We start from the raw sequence: 21034 nt of genomic DNA, 5'->3' as shown, positions 1-21034 counted from the left end.
ACAACCTGTTTGACTGCTTCAGTTTTAAACTCTTCGGGATAACGCTTACCGCTCATGGGCACCTCTCTTTAAGCCATCTTAAATGACTCTGAGGTGTCTGTTAAACCCGTGGCGATTCAGAAAGAGTTATTTTTGAATCTAAAAGCTCCTACGCGTTGCAGTTTAACGACCCTTCTGAGATTAAATCGTCGTTAAAACGAGCTTTAGATAAACAGGTAGATCCCTGGCTCAACAGTCCCACAACTAATATCAATAATGGTTATGCGATGCATTCTGCCCTACGTGGTGAAAAGCAACCCGTTAACAGCGCTATCATTTATGTCGATCCGCCAGGGAAAAATATCGGTTACGAAATTGAGCTTTCAGCCGAATGGGTAAAAGTTAGAAATTATGCAGCTTGGTTCAAGTTTGCTAATTTTTTCTCGCTTGCTGATAAATTAATGAACGGTGGTGAAAGCGATTTTCAACAATACTCCTTCAGAGTCGAGCAGTTTTTTGGGGGGGAGTTTGTTATATTAAACAGACATAAAAATAAAGATGAAAACGCAATCATTGTGGGCATTGATTTGCAGTTAATGCGGGCAATTGAGAAATATTTTGCTGGCGATGAAAACGATTTCATCAACTATGGTGGAATAAGCGATTTTGATCTATTTAGCAACTATATTGCGATGCAAGCATTCAACTACAGCGTGTTCCCCGACGGTACGCTAATTGGAGAATCTGAGTGCGAGAACCCCCGGGGAAACTATCAAAAATTTTTCCTTCCTGCTTAGCCGCCCCAGCGGCTCTTCAAATAATTCACTGCCTGCTGAGTTTGCGGCTGTTCCAGATAACTTTCGCGGAACAAGATCGTGCCGTTAATTTGCGGCAGCGATTCGTTTAAATCGAGCTGTTTTTTCAGCTCAGGCACGCCGCCGTTGACTGTCCAGTCGGGCTCATTCTTCGAATATTCTCCCACCTTATACAGCGCCACGCCGATGTAGAGACGCGTTTTTGTCGGTTTCACGACATCCGCCCACCATTTTGCCAGCACATCGTAACGTGCCGCATCGCGGGCGAAGGGCCAGTAAATTTGCGGGGCAATGTAATCCAGTAATCCTTGTTGCACCCAGCGGCGCGTATCGGCAAATGATTCGTCATACGCCGCTGCGCCGCGCGTGTCCGAACCAGCTGCGTCAAATGAACGGTTACGCCAGACTCCCGCCGGGCTGACACCGAATTCGACATTGGGATTGAGTTGGCGGATGGTGCGTGAAACCTGCTCAATCAACTGCTGCGTATTGTTGCGCCGCCAGTCTGCTTTTGAACTGAACGCCTGGCCATATTGCCGGTAAGTCTGGCTGTCATTCAGCGCAGAACCGGGGGTTTCAGAGTAGAAATAGTCGTCAAACTGCACGCCATCGACCGGGTAGTGTGCCACTACTTCTGCCACGATGCTGGTTATCCAGTCGCGCACGTCCGGAATGCCGGGATCGAGCACAAAACGGTCGCTCGCCGTGCGGATCCAGTCGCGATGCAGCACGAAAATGCTGGCCGGATGCAGGGATAATGTGCGGTTAAGCTCTGCGGTGGTCGACGGTTTGGTATTGACTGAAACGCGGTAGGGGTTAAACCACGCGTGCACTTTCATGCCGCGTTTGTGGGCTTCATCGAGAATAAACTGCAGCGGATCGTAACCCGGATCCTGCCCAATCGTGCCGGTCAGCATATCTGACCAGGGTAAAATCTTTGACGGCCACAGCGCGGTGCCGTCGGGTTTGACCTGGAAAAAGACGGTATTGATACCGAGGCTTTTTAGCTTATCCAGTTTGTTTCTCAGCGCTTCTTGCTGCTGGTTAACGCGCAACGGGGCGCTCATATTCACCGAATTTACCGGCGGCCAGTCGAGACGCGACACGGTCGCCAGCCAGATCCCTCGCACGGGTTGTGTATTTTTTGCAGGCGTCGTTGCGAGTGGGTGTTTTGCCACCGGCGGCAACGGCGTGACGAGTGATTTCGGCGCTTTCGAGGCGCAACTGGCGAGTAAAAGCGCAGTGGCAATAAGCACGCCTGACTTTTGTAGTGACATCTGAAAATTAGCTCTTAGGCGTTCGACCGCTTGTCCACGGGTTAAACGCAGGTTCGTCTGATTTGGCCGGGGCGCGCTCTTCCAGCGATTCGAGATACAGCGCCTCAACTTCCGCGCGCGCCCAGGGCGTGCGTCGCAAAAATTTCAAACTGGATTTAACGCTTGGATCGTTTTTAAAGCAATTGATATTGATGAGTTTGCCGAGTTCGTGCCAACCGTAGCGGGCGACCAGCGCGTTAACCTGCATTTCAAGCGTCACGCCGTGCAAAGGATCTTTTGAAATATGAGCGGCCATGTGAAGTCCGGTTTTCGGGAAAAGTTTTGCGGAAGGTTACAAGAAAGCCCGCTGAGCGTCACGGGCTTTGCACCGCTAAACGTTACCGTCCAGACAGGCACAGGCGATTTTCTGCGGAAAGTGGTTGTTCCGGCTATCTCCAGTAAGGCGGAATTTCAGCGCGGCGGTATCACGGGAAAAGGGAGGATGTCATGGTTAATGTGCTGGCAGAAACGCTGCCAGCACTCGCCGGGGTTGCATTAACCGCCGTTATTCTAACAGGTTACGGTGTAACGTTTTGACTGCACTGTCAGCGCATTCCGCAGGGAGCAGGAAGCAAAGATTATGGCTGGATGCGCCGTGGCAAATCATCCGCACGGAATGGTTTTCCAGTTCGGCGAACACCTCTTTGCACACCGCCGGTGCCTGCGAGAGCGTATTACCAATAAGCGAAACTAGCGCCAGCCCGGTCTCGATTTCAACATGGCAGTGCGACGACAGTTCGGTAAGCAGCGCGGTAGTCAGCGTGTCCGCTTCACCGGACGTCGAACCGGTGGAGTTGAGGATAAGCGCAATGCTGGCTTCCGAGGTGGTCACCAGATCCATCGCCACATCATGACGCGACAAAATGTTGAACATCTCGGCTAAAAAGCGGTGAGCGGGTTGCGCATTGACGCTGGATAATTTCAACAGCGTTTGCTGGCGACGAACGGCCAGCGCACGGTAACGCGGTGGTTCGTGCGTGTCGCGGCACACCAGCGTTCCGCCTGCGCGCGGCTGAGCGCTTGAACCGACAAAGACCGGAATATTTTTACGCATCGCCGGTAGCAGGGTGGCCGGATGCAAAACTTTCGCGCCAAAGGTCGCCATTTCACTGGCTTCAGAGAATGAGAGCGTATCAATGCGTTTCGCCTGGGGGACGATTCGGGGATCGGTAGTATAAATCCCGGCGACATCGGTCCAGATATCCACTCGCGCTGCCTGCAACGCTTCCGCCAGCAATGAGGCAGTGTAATCGCTACCGCCACGGCCTAGCGTGGTCGTTTGCCCCGCCGCGTCGCTACCAATAAAGCCTTGCGTGACCACCAGAGACTGCGCAATGCGCGGGCGCAAATGCTTTTCCACTCGTTCCGCAATCTCGCTTATAACGGGTACCGCGCAGCCGAAAGTATCGTTCGTACGAATTACTTTGCGCGCGTCAAACCACTGCGTTTCCACGTCGCGTTCGCGCAGGACTTCCACAAACAGCAGGGAGGACATCAGTTCCCCGTGGCTCACCAGTTCATCGCATAGCGCGTCTGACCGGGAATCAACGGCCATGGCTGCAAGATGGCTGATATTATCGAGCAGGCGGTCGATCTCCTGGCCGATGGCTTCTGGCTGTTTCAGGCGTGAAATAATGTTGTATTGCAGGGTGCGCAGGGTGGCGATCTTATCTTGTCGAACATGGCTTTCCAGACCGCCAGAGAGTTCAACTAACAGGTTGGTGACGCCTGCGGAGGCAGACAAAACAACCAGACGAACATCTTTATCAGCAAGGACAATGGTGGCGCTGCGGCTCATCGCGTCAAAATCGGCGACACTGGTTCCGCCAAATTTGGCAACGATGGTGTGTGGATAAATGCGAGTCATAACAATCTCATATCAGGGCGCCATAATTTTAATGGCATGAAAATTTTCATTCTCGGCATAAGGGAAGCGTGCTTCGCCTTACGAAATGTCCGCCCGCGAACATTTCTTTTTACAACCCAGGATTCTGCTCCCGTTGTCGATAACCTGTATTGCCTCTCACGAGTTACCGGGTGTGATGCGCATTAATGGTTAAATAGATGCTTCCTTTTTTCGGCTTAGGGATTTTTATCGCGGGCATAGTAAGTGATTTAACTCGCTGAATCGATATTTTCCTCAGCATTTGCAATAAGCCAATGGAAAATATCATGATTTATTCAGTGCTTGCTGGCGAAGTTTGGCTTAAATAACGTCCTAATAACATAAAAAGAGCATAAATATTAAAAATCGAGTCTTATCATCGCGTTGTTCGCCATGCCGCCTGGAATATTCTTGTAACAGAATTGGTTACAATTCATGCTGAACAATCCCCGCGCATAAATAATTTTTGTCATTGATTTTTAAAGAAAATGACATAAACAGCCAGGCAAAATAAAAGATTGAGTCCGTTGCTGAAAACACATATATTAGCCGCGTTTTTTACAAGCCCCCCTTAAACCCTTATTCAACCCGGTGTTAAACCAACCCAGGTTGTAGGAGAGATATGATGACGGATAAAGTCCGTATTGATTCTTTGAGTGCTAAATCATTCCCGCAAAGCAATGAGACCTTTTTAGCAAGACAGGCCGAATTTGAATCCAATGTCAGAAGCTATCCGCGCAAATTGCCGTTAGCGATTGCCAAAGCGCAGGGCGTCTGGATCACCGATGTTGAGAATAATCAATACCTTGACTGCCTTGCAGGCGCCGGTACTCTGGCGCTGGGCCATAATCATCCTGATGTGATTCAAAGCATCCAAAGTGTCATTACCAGTGGCTTACCGTTACATACGCTCGACCTGACCACGCCGTTAAAAGATGAGTTTTCAGAATATCTGCTCTCTTTGCTGCCGGGTCAGGGCAAAGAATATTGCCTGCAATTCACCGGGCCTTCCGGCGCGGACGCCGTGGAAGCGGCGCTGAAGCTGGCGAAAAAAGTGACCGGTCGTTCCGGTATTATCAGCTTCTCTGGCGGTTATCACGGCATGACGCACGGCGCGCTTTCCGTAACGGGCAACCTGTCGCCGAAAGAAGCGGTAAACGGCATGATGCCGGAAGTGCAGTTTATGCCTTACCCGCACCAGTATCGTTGCCCGCTGGGCATCGGTGGCGAAGCCGGTGTGAAAGCGCTGACTTACTACTTTGAAAACCTGATCAACGACGTTGAAAGCGGCGTACGTAAACCGGCTGCCGTGATCCTGGAAGCGGTGCAGGGCGAAGGCGGCGTGAACCCGGCGCCAATCGAGTGGCTGCAGCGCATCCGTAAAGTGACCCAGGAACATGGCATTATGCTGATCCTGGACGAAGTGCAGGCTGGTTTCGCCCGTACTGGCAAACTGTTCGCCTTCGAACACGCTGGTATCGAGCCGGATATCATTGTGATGTCCAAAGCGGTCGGTGGCGGTTTGCCGCTGGCGGTACTGGGTATCAAAAAACAGTTCGACGCCTGGGCGCCGGGCCACCATACCGGTACCTTCCGTGGTAACCAGCTAGCGATGGCGACAGGCCTCACTACGCTGAAGATCCTCAAAGAAGATCGCATCGCCGATAAAGTGGCAGAGCAGGGTGAATGGCTGAAAGGCAAACTGGCTGAAATGCAAAAACGTTTCCCGGTAATTGGCCATGTACGCGGCCTGGGCCTGATGATCGGTATTGAGATCGTTAAGCCGCACGAAGCGCAGGATCACATGGGTTGCTACCCGGCAGACGGCGAGCTTTCTGCACTGTTGCAGAAAAAATGCTTCGAAGCGGGTCTGATCCTGGAGCGCGGCGGCCGTGGCGGTTGCGTACTGCGTCTGCTGCCTTCGCTGCTTATCAGCAACGCAGAGCTGGAAATTTTCCTCGATAAATTTGAAAACGCGCTGCTGAGCGCTGGCGTGAAGCCTGTTTAATCGGAGTAAGTGAGCGAATGTCTGATTTAAATCCGATTCTCTCGGGTTCCGCGCAGAGTATTGCTGCCTATCAGGAAGCGATTGAGCAGAGCACGCAAGCGGTTGTGCAATGGCTCAAGCAACCTGAAATGTATCAGGGCAAAACTGTCGCCGAATTACGTGAGCGCATCAATTTAGAATTCACGTCTCAGGGCCTGGGCAACCAGGCCGCTATTGAGCGCGCTGTTGAATATTTCCTTAAAGACAGCTTGTCCGTGCATCACCCGCAGTGTGTGGCGCATCTGCACTGCCCGAGCCTGGTGATTAGCCAGGCGGCGGAAGTGCTGATCAACGCCACCAACCAGAGCATGGATTCGTGGGATCAGAGCCCGTCGGCAACCATCATTGAGATGAAACTCATCGAATGGCTGCGCGCACAGGTGGGTTATCCGGCCGGTGACGCAGGTGTGTTTACCAGCGGCGGCACGCAGAGCAATCTGATGGGCTTGATGCTGGCGCGCGATGCCTTTTTTGCACGCCAGGGCCACTCCGTTCAGCAGCACGGCTTAACTGGTAATCTCAGCAAAATTAAAGTGTTATGTTCTGAAAATGCGCACTTTTCGGTGCAGAAGAACATGGCGCTGATGGGGCTGGGTTATCAGTCTGTGACGCTGGTGAAAACGGATGCGTTCTCGCGCATGGATCTGAACGATCTGGCGCAGAAACTGGCCGACGCGAAAGCCAACGGTGAGCAGGTGATGGCAATTGTTGCTACCGCTGGCACCACCGATGCGGGCGCGATTGATCCGTTAGCGGAAATCGCCGCGCTGGCCGCTGAACAGCAGATTTGGGTTCACGTTGATGCGGCCTGGGGCGGCGCGTTGCTGCTCTCTGAGAAGTATCGCCATTTCCTCAATGGCCTTGAGCTGGCTGATTCCGTGACGCTGGATTTCCATAAGCAATTCTTCCAGACCATCAGCTGTGGCGCGTTCCTGCTGAAAGATGCGCGCCATTATCAGTTGATGCGTTACCAGGCGGCCTACCTGAACTCTGACTTTGACGAAGAGCAGGGCGTACCAAACCTGGTGTCGAAATCCTTGCAGACAACGCGCCGTTTCGATGCGCTGAAGTTGTGGATGGGTCTTGAAGCGCTGGGTAAAAAGCAGTACGCCGAAATTATTGATAACGGCGTCACGCTGGCGCAGCAGGTGGCGCAATTTGTTGGCGAACAGCCACAGCTGGAACTGGTGATGCAGCCGCAACTGGCCAGCGTATTATTCCGTTTCCGCCCGGAAAAGGGTGATACGGCAAGCGTTGCGTTGCTGAACCAGCGTATCGGCGATGCTCTATTGGCCTCCGGGAGCGCCAACGTTGGCGTAACGGAAGCGGACGGTGTGACCTGCCTGAAACTGACGTTGCTGAACCCGACCGTTTGTCTGGAGGACGTTAAAGTTCTGCTGGCAAGTGTGGTTGCCTGTGGTCAGCAGTTACAGAACGCCTGATTTGCGTCGTAAATAAAAAAAGCCGACAGCAGCGATGTTGTCGGCTTTTTTATTGTCTGCAAAACGAGTCCCGGTGTGTCACTCTTCGTCTGGCGCAGCGGGGTCGGGTTCCCAGGAGATAATGTCACCGGGCTGACACTCCATGGCTTCGCAAATTTTCGCCAGCGTATCGAATCGAATCCCCTTTACTTTACCGGATTTGAGCAGTGAGAGGTTTTGCTCGGTGATGCCGATAAAGGCCGCCAGTGCTCTGGACGTCATTTTTTTCTCTACCAGCAGTTTGTCCAGATGAACCACCACAGCCATAGTCAGATAAACTCCCTGGTTTCTTCTTCCGCTTTGATCCCCGCGAGCATGGCGTGAAACGTCACAAATAACAAGCCGCCGGTGAGTAGCAGGATCACATCGCCAATCAGCAGGGTGACCTGGTAATATTTTTCCGGCCACCAGACGACCAGCGGTATTAAAAAGCGGCACACCGGCAATACGATGCCAAGGCTTAGCATCATCAATGCAATATTACGCACACAACGCGCCAGCGCCAGGTTGAGGATTTGCCGTTTACCAACCAGACGCATCACTTGCATTCCCTGCCAGATAGCAAAAGCAAATAACCCAACGGGAAAATAGAGAATGATCAACAGCAGTAACTGGTGAAGTGGCGATACGGCAGCCACTGGCTGGCTTTCTGCTTGCATTTCGGCAAATTTAAGCATGCTGGAAATAAAAAACGACTCACCGGAAAAATATAACCACAGCGGTGTAATTAAGGCGAGGATAAAAAAGAGCGGTAATATCCCTGTGATAAACATCAGGCTGAGTTTATTTCGTACACCTTTCACTTTGTACCTTCCTGAATTAAGGATTCTATTTTAAAACCAGCATGCTCAAGCATGACATAAGCATCAGCGAAATGGCAATCTTGCCAGCCGCCAGTACGCGCGGACTGCGCGTTAACCAGGGCGTTGGCCACGCGCGATAAACGCTGATGGCAATAAACGACGCCTGTATGGTCCATGTCAGCATTCTGAACAGATAACCGGTCTTGGTCAGATGCGTGATTGTCTGCATCATTTCGGCACAATAAATGACAATCAAAGCCAGCAGGATGTAGTTCAACAACCGTATTTTGTAATGCGCGACCCATAAGCCGCAAATAAACAGAATAACCGAGACAAAGGTTAATATTGCCCACAACATATCAATCCAGTTCATGATGAGCGTCCATTTTAGCTGGAGTCTGCGTTAACAACAGACGCATGGCCGGACCAATAACGGGCCATGCGGTATCTGAGAGGATCACTACGGCGGATTGTTGCTGTGGATCGACCGCAATCGCGGAGGCAAAACCGGAGGATTCACCGTCGTGCCAGGTGATGTCCCGCCCACGAATATGGGTGGTAAACCAGGCGTAACCCACGCGTGAATCTGCATCGTCAGTGGCAAAGCGTGGCTGCATTGCCGCGCTACCGGCAAGTTTGCCCGCCAGTAAGGCCTGCGCATAATGCGCCATATCGACGATGGTCGACCGCACACCGGCAGCGGGCGTGAACGCATGCTGTATCCATGGCGCTTCGGCAAATCCGGACACCGCCCAACCGTGGCGAAACGTGGGCGTGTCAGGGGTTAATGCTTCGGCAACGATGGTGTTTGTCATTTTTGCCTGCGCAAAAACCCGCGTTTGCAACAGCGAATTAAAAGGCTGATGTGCTGCTCGCGACAGCGCCAGTCCCAGTAAGGCGTAGCCGGTATTGGAATAATCAAATCTGGCGGGCGTGGCTAAGCGAGTGTTATTCACCATTTCGATGATTGATTTTTCGTCATACTCCCAGAAGTTTTCACGCAGGATTATCTGGCTGATCACCCGGATCTTCTGGCGCAGCGATGAGGCCAGCGGCGGCAGGCCAGAGCGATGCGATGCCAGTTGCTCAAGGGTAATTTCTCGCGCCGGGCCGCTGATCTCAGGAATGAGTTCGCCGACGCGGGTTTGCGCTGTCGCTTCACCCCGGCGAAAAGCGTCCATCAGTAAACTGCTGGTCATGGTTTTGGTCAGGCTGGCGATTTCATATTGCTGGTTGTAATCACTGTCCCAGAGGGCGTATTGCACCCCGCGCGGCGTGATTAGCGCGGCGGCGACGCTGCCTCGCGATCCTTGCAATAACGGCGTTAAAAACGACACCAAACTGGCGTCTCCCGTCTGGCGAGGAGACGGGGTGCTGAAACCAGGTTGCAGGTAAATACCGGTGGCAATCAGTGCGATAAATACCGCGCCCGCAGCAAGCAGCCGCGCGCGGCTGCGAAAGTGACATTTGCTCATGGCGCCGCCTCAGAATGTGTATTGAATCAGTGACGCCAGGGTGTACTGCATTCGGCGGTTGACCAGAGGGCTGCTCCCCGCCTCATCGAACAGATACTGCGCGCGGCTGGTCAATCCTGCCGCCAGATTTTTATCAAAATGCCATATCACTTCGGCGTACAAACCTCCTTGCTGGAGGCCTGACGAAGGGGAATAAACTGCAAAACCGGTGCGTTGTGCCTGCTGCGCCGTTACGCCGTAGTGGCGCTGCTGGTAGCCACTGTTCGCCCAGCTTATGTCGCCACCGACCGAGAGCGCGGCACTCTGCCAGCGCCAGAATTCGTTTTCCGCGCCGCTCGTGACAATCAGGCTTCTGCCCGGTGCTTCGCCGCCATATCGCTGCTTTTCCGTGGCGGTTAACAGGCGCAGCCACAACGTCCAGTTTTCGTGTTGGTAACGCAGGTCTGTACCTGCCATCACGGCAGCCGACAGGTTGCCCATCCCTTGCAGATTGCGGTTTTTTCTGCCGGAAAACGGATAGTTAAACACCTCTTTTCGCGCCTCATCTTGCGTTAACAGCAGGCTCACGCTGAAGGGCGAATCCGGCGTCAGTCCCCATATCAGCCCGTCGGTAGACAAACCGAATAGCCCCCAGTTTTCGCTATGAAGATTCACGCCCGCTTTCAGCAGTGGTCCCACTGCCATGTGGCTTGAACCGGAGTAAATGGGGCGCGTGCTGACGCCCAGCCCGGCAAAACCGGACAACTCTGCGCTGTGTGTCGGCACACAGATGAGTAATCCAGAAAACAAAACACCCTGTTGCAGACTTCTTTTCATTCGATGCCTCTCCTGGCAAAGGTGGTTGAAGTGGATGCAGGCTAGCCTGGTGTTTATCGTTTTACAATAAGTTTTTATTGTTTTATTTTAATTGTCATTGAAGGTAAAAAGCGTTGTTTGGCAGAAAAACGTCTTCAGGGAGGCGAGATGGCCAGGTTCACAGGTAAGAAAATTGTCATTACGGGAGCCAGCAGTGGTATTGGTCTGGCAGGGGCGAAACGCATTGTTGCGGAAGAGGGGGAAGTTATGATCACCGGGCGTGATGCGCACAAACTGGCGCGCCTTCGCAAGGTGCTGCCACCTGAGGCCCGGTTGCTGCAAAACGACGGAGCCGATCCGGCAGCGGCGCAAGCGCTGGCTGAAGCGGTAGCTTCCTTCGGCATGCTGGATGGCTTATGGCTAAATGCCGGGCAGCTGGCTTTTGCACCTGCCGAAAAGGGTAGTGCCGCGCTGTTCGATAACATGATGAAGAACAATGTTCGCGCCGCGGTACTGCAAATATCCTGTCTTGCCCGCTTTTTGAAAGCGGGCGCGTCTGTGGTGCTGACCGCATCGACCGCCGCATATGAAGGAACACCGCTTGCTGCGATTTACGCTGCCAGTAAAGGGGCGCAGCTGGCGCTGGTTCGCTGTTGGGCAACGGCCTTTGCCGCACAAGGGGTCCGGGTGAATGCGCTAGTTCCAGGCGCGATAGAAACTGGTTTGCTTGAGGCGATCCCGGCGCCATTTCGTGATCAATATGACGCGCAGATCCGCGCCATTGTGCCGATGAAGCGCCCAGGAACACCGGAGGAAGCGGCCGCTGTCGCGTTATTTTTGTTATCTGATGATGCCAGTTATGTCACAGGCAGTCAGTACGTGGTTGATGGCGGGCTGCTGCGTTTATAAACGTTATTCTTAATAATGGTGCGGAGGATTTATGAGTTTACGGTTTGAAAATGCGCTTCCCAGGAGCATCGTTTGTGTGCGCGTTGGTGGTCCATGGAACGAGACGGTACCGGTTGGTTTTCAACAAATTATTGGCTGGGCGCAAGAGCAGGGCGTGACTTACCGGGAAGCGCTGGTGTTTTGCTGGGATGATCCTGCGCAAACGGATGTTGCCGACTTGCGTGCCGATGTCGCGCTTACGGTTGATGCGCAAACACAGGTGAACCTTACCGGTACGGCATTCAGAGAAGAAATTGTGCCGGGAGGGCTATACGCCGTGTGGCATACGCTTGTGCGGGACGGCGCTTACGCCAAAGCATGGAGCGATTTGTACGCTGCGATAGAAAACAGCGATTACGAACTTGCTCGCGGCGTTTGTTTCGAAAACTACCTTTGCGATGGTCTTGATGGCAACTGGGATCTTGAAATCTGGCAGTCGGTAGAACCCAAGAACTCAAACCGCTAACCTCATACGCACGCGGCGAATACCGCGTGCGTAAACCTTTTTCACAATGGCTGACATCAGATGACAGTCGGCTCTGATTAACTCATTTGTAGATAGCCTTGCAGGTAAAAATATCACTTAAGTCTTTGGTGAATATGCCGTTAATAAATGGATGGATTTAAAAGGAGCGGAAACAATGAAGCAACAATGGACAAAACTGGAAGCCATGCTGCAAGACACCGACCCTGCTTTATTAGCCGATCTCGCACCACCGGCAACGGATGCGGAGATTGCGTCTTTAGAGCAAGCGCTGAATATGAGTTTGCCCGCCGATTTTGTGGCCTGCCTGAAAATTCACAACGGCCAGCACGGTAACAGCCACGGGCTATTTGATGACGCTGAGTTCTTATCCACCTCGCGGATTTTACAGGAGTGGCGCATCTGGAAAGGGCTGCTTGATGGCGGCGATTTCGAGGGGGCTGAGTCTAGCCCGCAAAGCGGCATCCGCCCGGTATGGTGGAGTCCCGCCTGGATCCCGTTCACCTATAACGGGGCCGGCGATCATCTTTGTCTGGATCTCGATCCGTCAGGTGAGGGGGCGCGAGGCCAGATTATTACGCTCTGGCATGACGACGGTGCGCGTGAAAAACAAGCGGACAGTTTTGCACAGTGGTTCACGCACTATGTGGACAAGCTTTAGACCTTTTTAACATCGGCTCGATCAGGCTGGAGGATAAATGGATTTAACATACGAAGAATTAAAACAGCAGCGCCTGCAAAAACTTTTTGACGATTGTCAGCAGCAAGTATTGTCACAAATTATCGGCCCCTTCGGGCTTTCAACTGCCATGTTTGAAGATCGCAACGGCGGCAACGTGACGACGCTGCATAATTTCGAGCGCGAAGAGGCCGATTACATCGCCGATAAAGATATCTCCAGTCATGCAAAATCGCGCCAGGATTACCAGCGCAAAGAGTATGAAAGCACAGATTTCACCCAAAAAAGTCAGCAGCTTCGCGCAGGCGGTGTTGATGGTTATACCGGTAAAACGACCGATGCTGCGGATATGGATCTCGATCATGTCACTTCACTTAAGACGCTAGCGAAAAATAAGAAAGTGCATCTTGCCCTGGAAACCGGGGACAGCGTCGAAAAAGTCGTGAAAATGGCGAATGCCGATGAAAATCTGGTGACCACGCACAAATCGATCAACCGTTCGAAAGGTGCTGGTGAACTGGATACCTTCGCAGAAAAAAATGGCGAAAGATTCGAACTGGATCCGCAGAAAGTCGCAGCGGCGCAGAAACGCTCGGATGAGCATATTTCGAAAACACTGAACTCGGCGCTGATGAAAAAGCAGGGCAAAGAGTTATTACAAACCGGTGGCCAACAGGCGCTGCAGATGGGAATGCGCCAGGCACTGGGTCTGCTGCTCACTGAACTGGTTAATGGCTTGTTTAATGAATTCAAAGTGCTTATTCAACACGGCGTTGAAGCGGGCAAGACACTATTTGAGGAGATCCGCCAGCGCTTAATACGGGTTATCGCGTCCGTGGTTAAAAAGATCCCCGATGCCGTAGGTCAAATGTTCCAGGGTGGTGTGAGCGGTTTTATGAGTAACTTGCTCACCTTCTTACTGAACAATTTTCTTTCAACCGCAAAACGTTTCGTGACCGTGATCCGCGAAGGGCTGTTGGGGCTTTTTCGTGCGTTTAAAATGATTTTCTTCCCGCCTGAACAGATGACAGCACAGCAGGCGTTGCAGGAAGGGTTGAAAATTCTCACTGCGGTTATCGTGACGTCAGTCGGCATGTTATTAAATGAAAGTATCGCGACGTTTATGGCCACTTTACCATTTCTGAAACCGTTCGCAGATATGTTAACACCCGTGCTTATTGGTATTGCTACCGGATTGCTTTCCGCTTTTCTCGCTTATCAAATTGACACGTTTTTCGATCGCTCCCGTTTCTCGCTGAGCGAAAAAATGATGGATGAGATGATCGCCGATAGCAAACGTCGGGAAGCGTTTGCCGGCGAACTGGTGACGCTTGCAGAAAGTTCTCTGGGCAATATTGAAAATTACTCGAAGGCGGTAACGCAGTATCAGGCCATCGGGGCGAACCTTGCCACCGCCGCGATTTCGACGACGGCTACCCTCGCAAGCCTGGAACGGACAACACAGGAGACAGCTGTCCAGGTGGCGAAAAGCGCCGCTGTGGTTGCGTTTATTAATGAAAGCCAGTCTGAAATTGATGATTTTCTGAAAAACCTTTGAGAACAAGAAGATGAGTGCGTTAAATAAACAAGAACTACAGGTCATTCAGGCCTTTTCGTCAGCCGATTTACCGGAACGTTTCTTTCGCGACAGCAATATTAAAGAACTCATTAGCGGAATGACTGAGGAGCAGGAATCCGTTCAGAAGAGCGCGAAGCATGTTGACCATCTGCGACAGGAACAGAAGGATGGTAACTTTTTCACTAACTGGTTGAACGATCGGGGCGATCTCTTGCAGGACGCGCAGATTGATCTCAACAAATCCATTGGCCGTCTGACGCAAAAATCATCTCAGTTGCTGATTGTTAACACCGCACTTTCCAAGCTGCTTAATCAGCAGCAGCAGATTTTATTGAATCAACAACATATTCTGGAAGGCCAGACGCGTTCTCTTGCTGAACAGAATGAGCAGATCCTGAAGCAGCAGGTCTTGCTGGAAGAACAGCAAAAAGAGATTAATAAGGCCAACCAGGGGCTGATGGATGCCAAAGGGGTCACACAAGAACAGGCCCAGCAGTTGGTTGGCTGCGTGAAACGGGTAACCGAGGCAGAAAATAAAATCGGCGAGGCAAACGCGACATTACTGGCTGAGATTGAACAGCGTGTCGCGCAATCCGCGTCAGATTTTGCACAGCAATTGCAAAGCGGCCTGGTAGAGCAGGGAAGGCAGCATGAAATTCTGGAACAGGTTATGGCGGCAAACCATGCTGCCGAGCAACGTCGTGTTGAAGCAATACAGCAATCGCTGGCACAAGAACAGCAGTTGTCTCATCAGCAATTGCTCGCCGAAATCGAGCAAAATCGCGTGGCACTGTTTGATTCAGTCAAAACTACCGCGAACCAGTGCGATGCGTTGGAGCAAGGGTTAACTCAGGCTGTCGACCGCCAGACCAACACGGATAACGTTGTTGCGGCGTTACAAACGCAATTTGTCCAATCCCGAACGCGTCACCGTTTTGCGCTGGCGGCAATGGCCTGTGTTGTTGGGCTTTCTGTAGGCTGGCAAATTCTGCAGCACTTTTCGTTGTTTTGACGCAGGCGCCGGAATGAACAAACAGCGCAGTAACTCTGCATAGGGATGCTGTGCTGTTGCCTGGGATAGTGTTTTCAAATTGCAAAATTGATGACTACTGAGTGCCGGGTAAAAACAGCTTATGAAAGGCGAAGCCCGTGAATCGGAAGTGCGATACAGGAGAGGTGAGCGGCCTGAGCGCTGGGTAGATAGCTCAGCTTGGACTGGGTCTTGTCGAGGCTATTAGCTTACACCATATTTAACATAATATACATTATGCGTACCAACATGACATTGGATAGAATCCAGCGGTTTGCCATCATGATTGCCGTGGTCATTTATCGCTGATTTTCTTGCCTTAGTGCTTGTACCAGGAGTTACACCATTCATTCCGCCATGGGCGTTCCCTGATGAAAACGCATCTGCCATCGACCCGGCGTTGCTTTACACGCCTCCCACAATGATGCTCGCAATGTTTGCTTCGTCTTCTGTCCTTGTCCGTTGAGGATAAAACTTCGATACGTCAACAATGCATAACCGTTGTTGTGCATCGACAATGCAAAATCATCTGACGCGATCGGCTCAGCGTCCTCATTTGCCAGTGCAGCAATCACTTGTTCTTTGCTGTATCGTTTACCGGATCGGCCAATCTCAAAAAAGTCATGATGTAAAAGCATCTCAACAATTTCGGGCTGGCATCGAATTTCAGGATCATGAAGCTGCTGTTCATATCTCACTAGCATCGCCAGTAACTCATCTTCTTTGTTCATCATCTTCCTTCCGGCCTGTTTGTGTTTGCATCACACCTTGTACTCATCTGGCACTAAACGCCGACACACTCCCAGCATAAACTGGCGCAGCCAGCGATGCGCGGGATCGACTTCTGAACGCGGATGCCACAGTTGAGATACGGTAATGGCGCGCGTTTTTACCGGCAACTCAAACATTGCCACTCCCTGCCTGGCCGCAGGGTTGAGAAGAAATGAGGCCGGGATAAGTGCGATAAGATCGGACGCTCGCGCCACGGCTAACGCCGCAGGGAAACCCGGTACCACGGCGGCGATTTTCCTGCGCACGCCCTGCTCTGTCAGCCCTTCATCAACCGGGCCGCTTGTTAACCCACGACGCGATGCCACGACATGACCCCAGGCGATATACTCGTTGATCGTCACACCACTAAGTTGCGCCAGCGGATGCGTATCTCTGACGACGCCCACAAAGCGGTCCCGGAACAGTGCCTGCACGCGGATTTCTGGCCCCATTTCGCTCAGCACGCCAATTTCCAGGTCGACCCGTCCTTCCCGCAAGGCGCTGGAGCCTTTCTCCGGCTTTGGCGTAAACCGCAGCATTACGCATGGCGCAACAGCCGCCATTTCCGCAATCAGCGTTGGGCCGAATGCTTCAACAAAACCATCGTTGGCACGCAAGGTAAACATCTGCTCCAGCGAGGCAATATTGAGTTCGGGTTGCGCGGGCCGCAGCAACGCCCGCGCCTCGAAAACAGCGTTCTGCGTACGTGCCCGAAGCGTTTCTGCATAAGGCGTCAGCACCATATTGCGCCCGGCGCGCACTAATAGCGGGTCGCCGGTGGTTTCCCGCAGACGGCTAAGTGTTCGGCTCATCGCCGAGGCACTCAAACCAAGCCGCCGCGCTGCCGCCGCCACACTGCGTTCGGCAATCAGCACATCCAGTGCAACTAACAAATTCAGATCGGGTTCACTCATCGTCGTGTCCACAACAGAAGGATCAGATATGGCGTTTGCTGCAACGTATTAATGCAAATGCTGCGCCTTCCGCCATATATCCCGCGAAATTATAGTTATCGCAAGCACAAAATCAGCAGAGGTTGTTTATGACACTATTTTTGGATAAACCCGGCGATGAAGGATTGCCAGGGCGCGAGCGGTTGCTGGCCATGATTGCGGTGATGACCAGCACCACAATGGCGGTGTTTGATGGCTCGATGGTGAATATCGCCTTGCCACAAATTGCGCGGGCATTAGATGTCACCGCCGCAGAAGCTGTTTGGGTGGCGAATGGCTATCTGCTTTCTGCCGCTATGACACTGGCGATCTTCGCCGCATTAGCTGCGCATATTGGCTTTCGCCGATTATTCGCGGCCGGGCTGGGACTCTTCACGTTGGCGTCGCTGGGCTGCGCGCTGGCGCAATCGCTGGAAACACTGGTCGCGATGCGTATCCTGCAAGGGATTGGCGGGGCGGCAACACTCAGCATTGCACCGGCGATTTTACGCTCGGTCTTTCCCAATCGGTTGTTGGGGCGCATCCTCGGAATGAACGCGCTGCTAATCGCTTCGAGTACCGCTATCGCGCCGGTGCTGGGCGGCACCCTGCTGGCAACGTTAAGCTGGCAATGGCTTTTCGCCATTAACCTCCCGCCTGGCATCCTTGCCCTGCTCTTCACATTACGGGTGATCCCGGCTGCAACGTCTGCGCTGCGCGGGCCATTTGATACGCCAGGTGCGCTGCTTTCTGCTCTGATGCTGGGCTCGGTAGTAATGGCATCGAGCGCCGTTTCCCGTTCCGGATCAGGGCTAACTGCCTTGAGTTACGGGCTTGTTGGGCTGGCTGCCGGGGCATTGTTTGTTTTTCGCCAGCGTCAGGCACTGCAACCCCTGATACCGCTGACGCTTTTTGCCTCGCCGCGTTTTTCGCTGGCGGCACTGACATCGCTGGCCTCTTTTGTCAGCCAGGGGATGACGTTTGTCGCCCTACCGTTTCTGTTTCAGAGCGTATATGGTTACAGCGCGTTGACCTCGGCACTGCTGTTTACCGCCTGGCCTGTCGGTATCATGCTGGTTGCGCCTCATGCCGGTCGGCTCGCTGACCGCTACGCACCTTCATTGATTGCCACCGTCGGTCTGTGCCTTTTCGCGGTGGGGTTAATTTTGCTGGCGCGATTACCGCATAATCCGCCGGTGTGGGACATCAGCCTGCGCAGCCTGATCTGCGGTATTGGCTTCGGTTGTTTCCAGAGCCCGAACAATAAAGAGATGATGGCGAACGCCTCAAGGGAGCACAGCGGTTACGCGTCCGGCGTACTGGCGATTATGCGTACGTTCGGCCAGTGTCTTGGCGCGGCGCTGCTTGGCGGGATACTTTCGCTCTATGCCCCTTCCGGCAATGTAGAGCAGGAGGCTTTTGCTGTCCGGCTTGGCTTAGGGTTGGCCGCTGCGGCGACACTGATTGCGATCCTCTTTAGTCTGAGCCGCATCCGGCAGATATCGGCATCGCCGCTTTAGCGAGCGCGCTGCGCCAGCCATACGGTATGCCCGGCGCAGTGCGGATCTTCCTGAACCATGTCGATAACTTCAAAACCGTGATTTGCTAATAACGCGTAATACTCGTCCGGTGCAAGGCTGGCATGAAACAACGGTTCACCGGCAAACTGTCCCATTGCGATCCCGTGGTCAGTTCCACTGGTGAACATTAACGCGCTGCCCACATGGCTATGTTCGGCAAAACGATCGAACATGCTGCGTTGATCTTCATGGGGCAGATGAAAAAAACTGTCCCAGGCCAGAAGCCCATCGAAGGTTTCGCCGAGCGACAGCTTGCGCATATCCTGCTGGATCCAGCGCTGAGCGGGAAACTGCTGGCGCGCGCGGTCCAGCATTGCGCTTGCGCCATCAACGCCGGTGAGTTGAAAGCCCTGGCGGATAAACCAGCCCGCAATCGGCTGCCCGTTACCGCACCCGATATCGACAATGCTGCCAGCATCAGGAAGCAGGCCGGCGAATTTTTCCAGCCAGCGTTGTTCAAACAACGACTGTGAGCGCTGCTCAGCAAATGTTTGAGCGTGGCGTTGATAGATCGAAAGAATATGTTGTGCGGCGCTGTTCATGTTTATCTCGCGTTAACCCAGAGATTCGACGCATACGGGTGTGATGAAAGCAAAATGCCTGCGCTATTCCAGCATGCCTTTGAGCTTTGCCAGTAAATACGCGGTGACTGACGTGGCATCGCTGATCTCTCCTGCACAAATCAACGACTCAAATTCTTTCAGGGTAATTTTGCGCGTCGTCAGACCAAACTCTTCAGGATCCAGTTCCTGCTGCTGATGAACCAACGCTTCAGCGAGGAAGATATGGTAACCCTGGCTGGAATAGCCCTGCGCCAGCTTCTGATACCCAACATGGCGTATCTTTCCCGCCACCAGCCCGGTTTCCTCGCGCAGTTCACCGGCTGCCACACGCAGAGGATCCGCCTGCGGCGCGCATTCCCATGCGCCTTGCGGCAGCTCAATGGTGTGCTTGCCCAGCGGATAGCGGAATTGCTCAACCACATACAGGCTGTCGCCTTCCCGGGCGATAACCACGACAAAATCGGCTTTTTCAACCACGGAATAAATACCTTCGTTACCATCTGCCCGCAGGATTTTGTCTTCACGCAGACGCATCCATTTGTTGCGGTACACTTCGGTTGTGGCAAGCGTTTTAATCGCCGACATCACAGCTCTCCCTGTTGGATTTCAGACGTGAAGGGTAGCATGTGAAGAGCGTTATCGGATGGATCTATTTAGCGGGGAAATGAGTTTCAGAGGAATCGGTGGGGGAGAAATAGAGGGGATATTAAAATTAATATCCCCTTTACAATATCGTCTTATGGCACGCCATCGCAATTACAGGCTGCGCCGCCCTCGCCCGCCTGGCACAGGATCTGGCACATGCAGTTCCAGTCCATTTCGCCATTCACCTCACATTCAGTCTGGCTGACGGCGAAGACATTCATTGATAAACCAAATAATAAAATGGAAAGTAATGCACGGATTTTCATAAAAAGTCCCTTTATGTGATGAATCATGAAATAACGCCACGCGATAGTGTGGCGTTATTATTATAGGACGGTGTTTTATGATGAAGTGTTAAGTAACTTGTTTATTTTAATGAGAATTTTCTTCTCGTTAATCCATCTTTTGAATAAATATTGTTTATTTATCAACAGAAAAATTATATTCCATTTCAATACAGCGTAATTCCGCGCGCGCCAGTGCGGAGGGGTAAAGACTTTCCCGTAATATGACAAACCCCTGCTTTTGGTAAAACGTACAGGCGTTGGGTGTTGATGCCAGCGAGAGGCGTACCAAACCGCGCTTTGTGGCTTCCTGCTTAATCGCCTCTATTATCTGCGTCGCCAGTCCCTTTCCTTCCCACTCCGGCAACGTGAAAATGGCTTCCACGCTGGCGTTGGCGAGATCGAGAAAACCCGTGGCAACGGGCTTATCATCTACCGTGGTTGCAACATAAAAAGGGTTGTTGGTAATCATCGTACGCTGGCTTTCCGGCATTTTATCCGGAGTCCAGGCGGCGATAACCTTGTCCTCATACACGCCTTTGCAACCGTGGCGGATAGCCTGGTTACGGATCTGCCATATCACTTCGGCCTCTTCGGGCCGGGCCAGTCTGAGTAGCATCGTTATCCCCTTTTTTCATCATAAAAAACGGCAAAGCACGTTCGAAAAGTTCTGAATTTTGAGTGTTAACTTGTCAACCCGTCGCTGCGGTTTCGGTTGACGGGATAATGGCGTAAAAACAGGTGAATAAAATTTATACAGCATTCAAACTCTTATCGGGCATAAAATATGCTCGCCTGTCGTGATTTACGACCTCACACATTTTGTAGGTCGCCCGATAAAAAGCCCACATTAGCTGTGGAAATGTCAATTATTTCATCCAGTTAAATTTTGTGTTATCTGTATGTTATGCATAATTACGGTGTGCTTTCCTTGCATGCCGTT

The 21034-nt window shown here is 52.4% G+C and carries 23 protein-coding genes; 9 read left to right on the top strand and 14 right to left on the bottom strand.

Annotated features, from left to right (window positions below; translation table 11 throughout):
* Positions 1 to 155 precede the first annotated feature (155 nt).
* Entirely contained in the window at positions 156 to 776 is a 621-nt protein-coding gene (locus JKP81_RS06450; RefSeq protein WP_200551039.1) for a hypothetical protein, read from the top strand.
* Here the strand turns inward: JKP81_RS06450 and JKP81_RS06445 are convergent.
* The 3 genes from JKP81_RS06445 to lysC form a co-directional block, all read right to left on the bottom strand.
* Complete coding sequence (locus JKP81_RS06445) at positions 773 to 2071, bottom strand: glycoside hydrolase family 10 protein (RefSeq protein ID WP_200551038.1); 1299 nt, start codon at positions 2069 to 2071, stop codon at positions 773 to 775. The genes JKP81_RS06450 and JKP81_RS06445 overlap by 4 nt on opposite strands.
* A gap of 7 nt (positions 2072 to 2078) precedes the next feature.
* The gene (locus JKP81_RS06440; RefSeq protein ID WP_200551037.1) at positions 2079 to 2366 is read right to left on the bottom strand and encodes a VF530 family DNA-binding protein; all 288 of its coding nucleotides are present in this window, start codon (positions 2364 to 2366) and stop codon (positions 2079 to 2081) included.
* A 249-nt stretch (positions 2367 to 2615) separates the two neighbouring features.
* On the bottom strand, positions 2616 to 3977 hold the full coding sequence (gene lysC / locus JKP81_RS06435; protein WP_200551036.1) for a lysine-sensitive aspartokinase 3: 1362 nt from the start codon (positions 3975 to 3977) through the stop codon (positions 2616 to 2618).
* Between the two features lie 640 nt (positions 3978 to 4617).
* Here lysC and JKP81_RS06430 point away from each other — a divergent pair.
* Complete coding sequence (locus JKP81_RS06430; RefSeq protein WP_200551035.1) at positions 4618 to 6003, top strand: diaminobutyrate--2-oxoglutarate transaminase; 1386 nt, start codon at positions 4618 to 4620, stop codon at positions 6001 to 6003.
* A 17-nt stretch (positions 6004 to 6020) separates the two neighbouring features.
* Positions 6021 to 7484 (top strand): aspartate aminotransferase family protein, encoded by a 1464-nt coding sequence (locus JKP81_RS06425; protein WP_200551034.1) that lies wholly within the window; start codon positions 6021 to 6023, stop codon positions 7482 to 7484.
* A gap of 78 nt (positions 7485 to 7562) precedes the next feature.
* Here JKP81_RS06425 and JKP81_RS06420 read toward each other — a convergent pair whose 3' ends face one another.
* The 5 genes from JKP81_RS06420 to JKP81_RS06400 are packed head-to-tail and all read right to left on the bottom strand — an operon-like array spanning position 7563 to position 10617.
* Complete coding sequence (locus JKP81_RS06420; RefSeq protein ID WP_086869080.1) at positions 7563 to 7790, bottom strand: helix-turn-helix transcriptional regulator; 228 nt, start codon at positions 7788 to 7790, stop codon at positions 7563 to 7565.
* Between the two features lie 2 nt (positions 7791 to 7792).
* Positions 7793 to 8326 carry a DUF2975 domain-containing protein gene (locus JKP81_RS06415; RefSeq protein ID WP_200551033.1) on the bottom strand — a complete coding sequence of 178 codons (534 nt, stop codon included), beginning with the start codon at positions 8324 to 8326 and terminating at the stop codon, positions 7793 to 7795.
* Positions 8327 to 8351: 25 nt separating this feature from the next.
* Positions 8352 to 8699 (bottom strand): hypothetical protein, encoded by a 348-nt coding sequence (locus JKP81_RS06410; protein WP_200551032.1) that lies wholly within the window; start codon positions 8697 to 8699, stop codon positions 8352 to 8354.
* Positions 8686 to 9801, bottom strand: coding sequence for a serine hydrolase (locus tag JKP81_RS06405; protein WP_200551031.1), 1116 nt, complete (start codon positions 9799 to 9801; stop codon positions 8686 to 8688). Before JKP81_RS06405 ends, JKP81_RS06410 begins: the two co-directional genes overlap by 14 nt.
* Positions 9802 to 9810: 9 nt before the next feature.
* The gene (locus JKP81_RS06400) at positions 9811 to 10617 is read right to left on the bottom strand and encodes a MipA/OmpV family protein (protein WP_200551030.1); all 807 of its coding nucleotides are present in this window, start codon (positions 10615 to 10617) and stop codon (positions 9811 to 9813) included.
* A 147-nt stretch (positions 10618 to 10764) separates the two neighbouring features.
* On the opposite strand from JKP81_RS06400, the gene JKP81_RS06395 reads away from it, so the two are divergent.
* The 5 genes from JKP81_RS06395 to JKP81_RS06375 all read left to right on the top strand — a co-directional run bounded on the left by JKP81_RS06395 (position 10765) and on the right by JKP81_RS06375 (position 15298).
* Positions 10765 to 11505 (top strand): SDR family oxidoreductase, encoded by a 741-nt coding sequence (locus JKP81_RS06395; protein ID WP_200551029.1) that lies wholly within the window; start codon positions 10765 to 10767, stop codon positions 11503 to 11505.
* 31 nt (positions 11506 to 11536) lie between these two features.
* Positions 11537 to 12010 carry a GyrI-like domain-containing protein gene (locus JKP81_RS06390; protein ID WP_200551028.1) on the top strand — a complete coding sequence of 158 codons (474 nt, stop codon included), beginning with the start codon at positions 11537 to 11539 and terminating at the stop codon, positions 12008 to 12010.
* Between the two features lie 175 nt (positions 12011 to 12185).
* Positions 12186 to 12689, top strand: coding sequence for an SMI1/KNR4 family protein (locus JKP81_RS06385; protein WP_200551027.1), 504 nt, complete (start codon positions 12186 to 12188; stop codon positions 12687 to 12689).
* A gap of 37 nt (positions 12690 to 12726) precedes the next feature.
* Entirely contained in the window at positions 12727 to 14265 is a 1539-nt protein-coding gene (locus tag JKP81_RS06380; RefSeq protein ID WP_200551026.1) for a hypothetical protein, read from the top strand.
* Positions 14266 to 14275: 10 nt separating this feature from the next.
* The gene (locus JKP81_RS06375) at positions 14276 to 15298 is read left to right on the top strand and encodes a hypothetical protein (RefSeq protein WP_200551025.1); all 1023 of its coding nucleotides are present in this window, start codon (positions 14276 to 14278) and stop codon (positions 15296 to 15298) included.
* A 365-nt stretch (positions 15299 to 15663) separates the two neighbouring features.
* Here the strand turns inward: JKP81_RS06375 and JKP81_RS06370 are convergent, their stop codons facing one another.
* Together JKP81_RS06370 and JKP81_RS06365 are read right to left on the bottom strand one after the other, a co-directional pair.
* Positions 15664 to 16050 (bottom strand): DUF4440 domain-containing protein, encoded by a 387-nt coding sequence (locus JKP81_RS06370; RefSeq protein WP_200551024.1) that lies wholly within the window; start codon positions 16048 to 16050, stop codon positions 15664 to 15666.
* Between the two features lie 27 nt (positions 16051 to 16077).
* On the bottom strand, positions 16078 to 17001 hold the full coding sequence (locus tag JKP81_RS06365) for a LysR family transcriptional regulator (protein ID WP_200551023.1): 924 nt from the start codon (positions 16999 to 17001) through the stop codon (positions 16078 to 16080).
* A gap of 128 nt (positions 17002 to 17129) precedes the next feature.
* On the opposite strand from JKP81_RS06365, the gene JKP81_RS06360 reads away from it, so the two are divergent.
* On the top strand, positions 17130 to 18539 hold the full coding sequence (locus tag JKP81_RS06360; protein WP_200551022.1) for an MFS transporter: 1410 nt from the start codon (positions 17130 to 17132) through the stop codon (positions 18537 to 18539).
* On the opposite strand, the gene JKP81_RS06355 is transcribed toward JKP81_RS06360, so the two are convergent.
* From JKP81_RS06355 to JKP81_RS06340, 4 genes are all read right to left on the bottom strand, one after another.
* Positions 18536 to 19141 (bottom strand): class I SAM-dependent methyltransferase, encoded by a 606-nt coding sequence (locus JKP81_RS06355; protein WP_200551021.1) that lies wholly within the window; start codon positions 19139 to 19141, stop codon positions 18536 to 18538. The genes JKP81_RS06360 and JKP81_RS06355 overlap by 4 nt on opposite strands.
* A gap of 63 nt (positions 19142 to 19204) precedes the next feature.
* On the bottom strand, positions 19205 to 19747 hold the full coding sequence (locus tag JKP81_RS06350) for an NUDIX hydrolase (protein WP_200551020.1): 543 nt from the start codon (positions 19745 to 19747) through the stop codon (positions 19205 to 19207).
* Between the two features lie 152 nt (positions 19748 to 19899).
* Positions 19900 to 20073, bottom strand: a complete 174-nt coding sequence (locus tag JKP81_RS06345) for a hypothetical protein (RefSeq protein ID WP_200551019.1) — start codon at positions 20071 to 20073, stop codon at positions 19900 to 19902.
* Positions 20074 to 20227: 154 nt separating this feature from the next.
* Entirely contained in the window at positions 20228 to 20710 is a 483-nt protein-coding gene (locus tag JKP81_RS06340) for a GNAT family N-acetyltransferase (protein ID WP_200551018.1), read from the bottom strand.
* Between the last annotated feature and the right edge of the window lie 324 nt (positions 20711 to 21034).

It is taken from the genome of Kosakonia sp. LAM2021, assembly GCF_016620385.1.
Classification (GTDB): Bacteria; Pseudomonadota; Gammaproteobacteria; order Enterobacterales; family Enterobacteriaceae; genus Kosakonia; species Kosakonia sacchari.
Note: the sequence above shows the minus strand (reverse complement) of the source record. Positions and strands in the feature narration are given on the sequence as shown.

Coding starts and splice junctions, on each gene's coding strand:
- JKP81_RS06355 (WP_200551021.1), bottom strand. CDS start 19,141: ATGAACAGCGCCGCACAACATATTCTTTCGATCTATCAACGCCACGCT.
- JKP81_RS06405 (WP_200551031.1), bottom strand. CDS start 9,801: ATGAGCAAATGTCACTTTCGCAGCCGCGCGCGGCTGCTTGCTGCGGGC.
- JKP81_RS06365 (WP_200551023.1), bottom strand. CDS start 17,001: ATGAGTGAACCCGATCTGAATTTGTTAGTTGCACTGGATGTGCTGATT.
- JKP81_RS06360 (WP_200551022.1), top strand. CDS start 17,130: ATGACACTATTTTTGGATAAACCCGGCGATGAAGGATTGCCAGGGCGC.
- lysC (WP_200551036.1), bottom strand. CDS start 3,977: ATGACTCGCATTTATCCACACACCATCGTTGCCAAATTTGGCGGAACC.
- JKP81_RS06425 (WP_200551034.1), top strand. CDS start 6,021: ATGTCTGATTTAAATCCGATTCTCTCGGGTTCCGCGCAGAGTATTGCT.
- JKP81_RS06390 (WP_200551028.1), top strand. CDS start 11,537: ATGAGTTTACGGTTTGAAAATGCGCTTCCCAGGAGCATCGTTTGTGTG.
- JKP81_RS06420 (WP_086869080.1), bottom strand. CDS start 7,790: ATGGCTGTGGTGGTTCATCTGGACAAACTGCTGGTAGAGAAAAAAATG.
- JKP81_RS06340 (WP_200551018.1), bottom strand. CDS start 20,710: ATGCTACTCAGACTGGCCCGGCCCGAAGAGGCCGAAGTGATATGGCAG.
- JKP81_RS06410 (WP_200551032.1), bottom strand. CDS start 8,699: ATGAACTGGATTGATATGTTGTGGGCAATATTAACCTTTGTCTCGGTT.
- JKP81_RS06395 (WP_200551029.1), top strand. CDS start 10,765: ATGGCCAGGTTCACAGGTAAGAAAATTGTCATTACGGGAGCCAGCAGT.
- JKP81_RS06430 (WP_200551035.1), top strand. CDS start 4,618: ATGATGACGGATAAAGTCCGTATTGATTCTTTGAGTGCTAAATCATTC.
- JKP81_RS06375 (WP_200551025.1), top strand. CDS start 14,276: ATGAGTGCGTTAAATAAACAAGAACTACAGGTCATTCAGGCCTTTTCG.
- JKP81_RS06440 (WP_200551037.1), bottom strand. CDS start 2,366: ATGGCCGCTCATATTTCAAAAGATCCTTTGCACGGCGTGACGCTTGAA.
- JKP81_RS06400 (WP_200551030.1), bottom strand. CDS start 10,617: ATGAAAAGAAGTCTGCAACAGGGTGTTTTGTTTTCTGGATTACTCATC.
- JKP81_RS06445 (WP_200551038.1), bottom strand. CDS start 2,071: ATGTCACTACAAAAGTCAGGCGTGCTTATTGCCACTGCGCTTTTACTC.
- JKP81_RS06345 (WP_200551019.1), bottom strand. CDS start 20,073: ATGAAAATCCGTGCATTACTTTCCATTTTATTATTTGGTTTATCAATG.
- JKP81_RS06385 (WP_200551027.1), top strand. CDS start 12,186: ATGAAGCAACAATGGACAAAACTGGAAGCCATGCTGCAAGACACCGAC.
- JKP81_RS06380 (WP_200551026.1), top strand. CDS start 12,727: ATGGATTTAACATACGAAGAATTAAAACAGCAGCGCCTGCAAAAACTT.
- JKP81_RS06370 (WP_200551024.1), bottom strand. CDS start 16,050: ATGATGAACAAAGAAGATGAGTTACTGGCGATGCTAGTGAGATATGAA.
- JKP81_RS06350 (WP_200551020.1), bottom strand. CDS start 19,747: ATGTCGGCGATTAAAACGCTTGCCACAACCGAAGTGTACCGCAACAAA.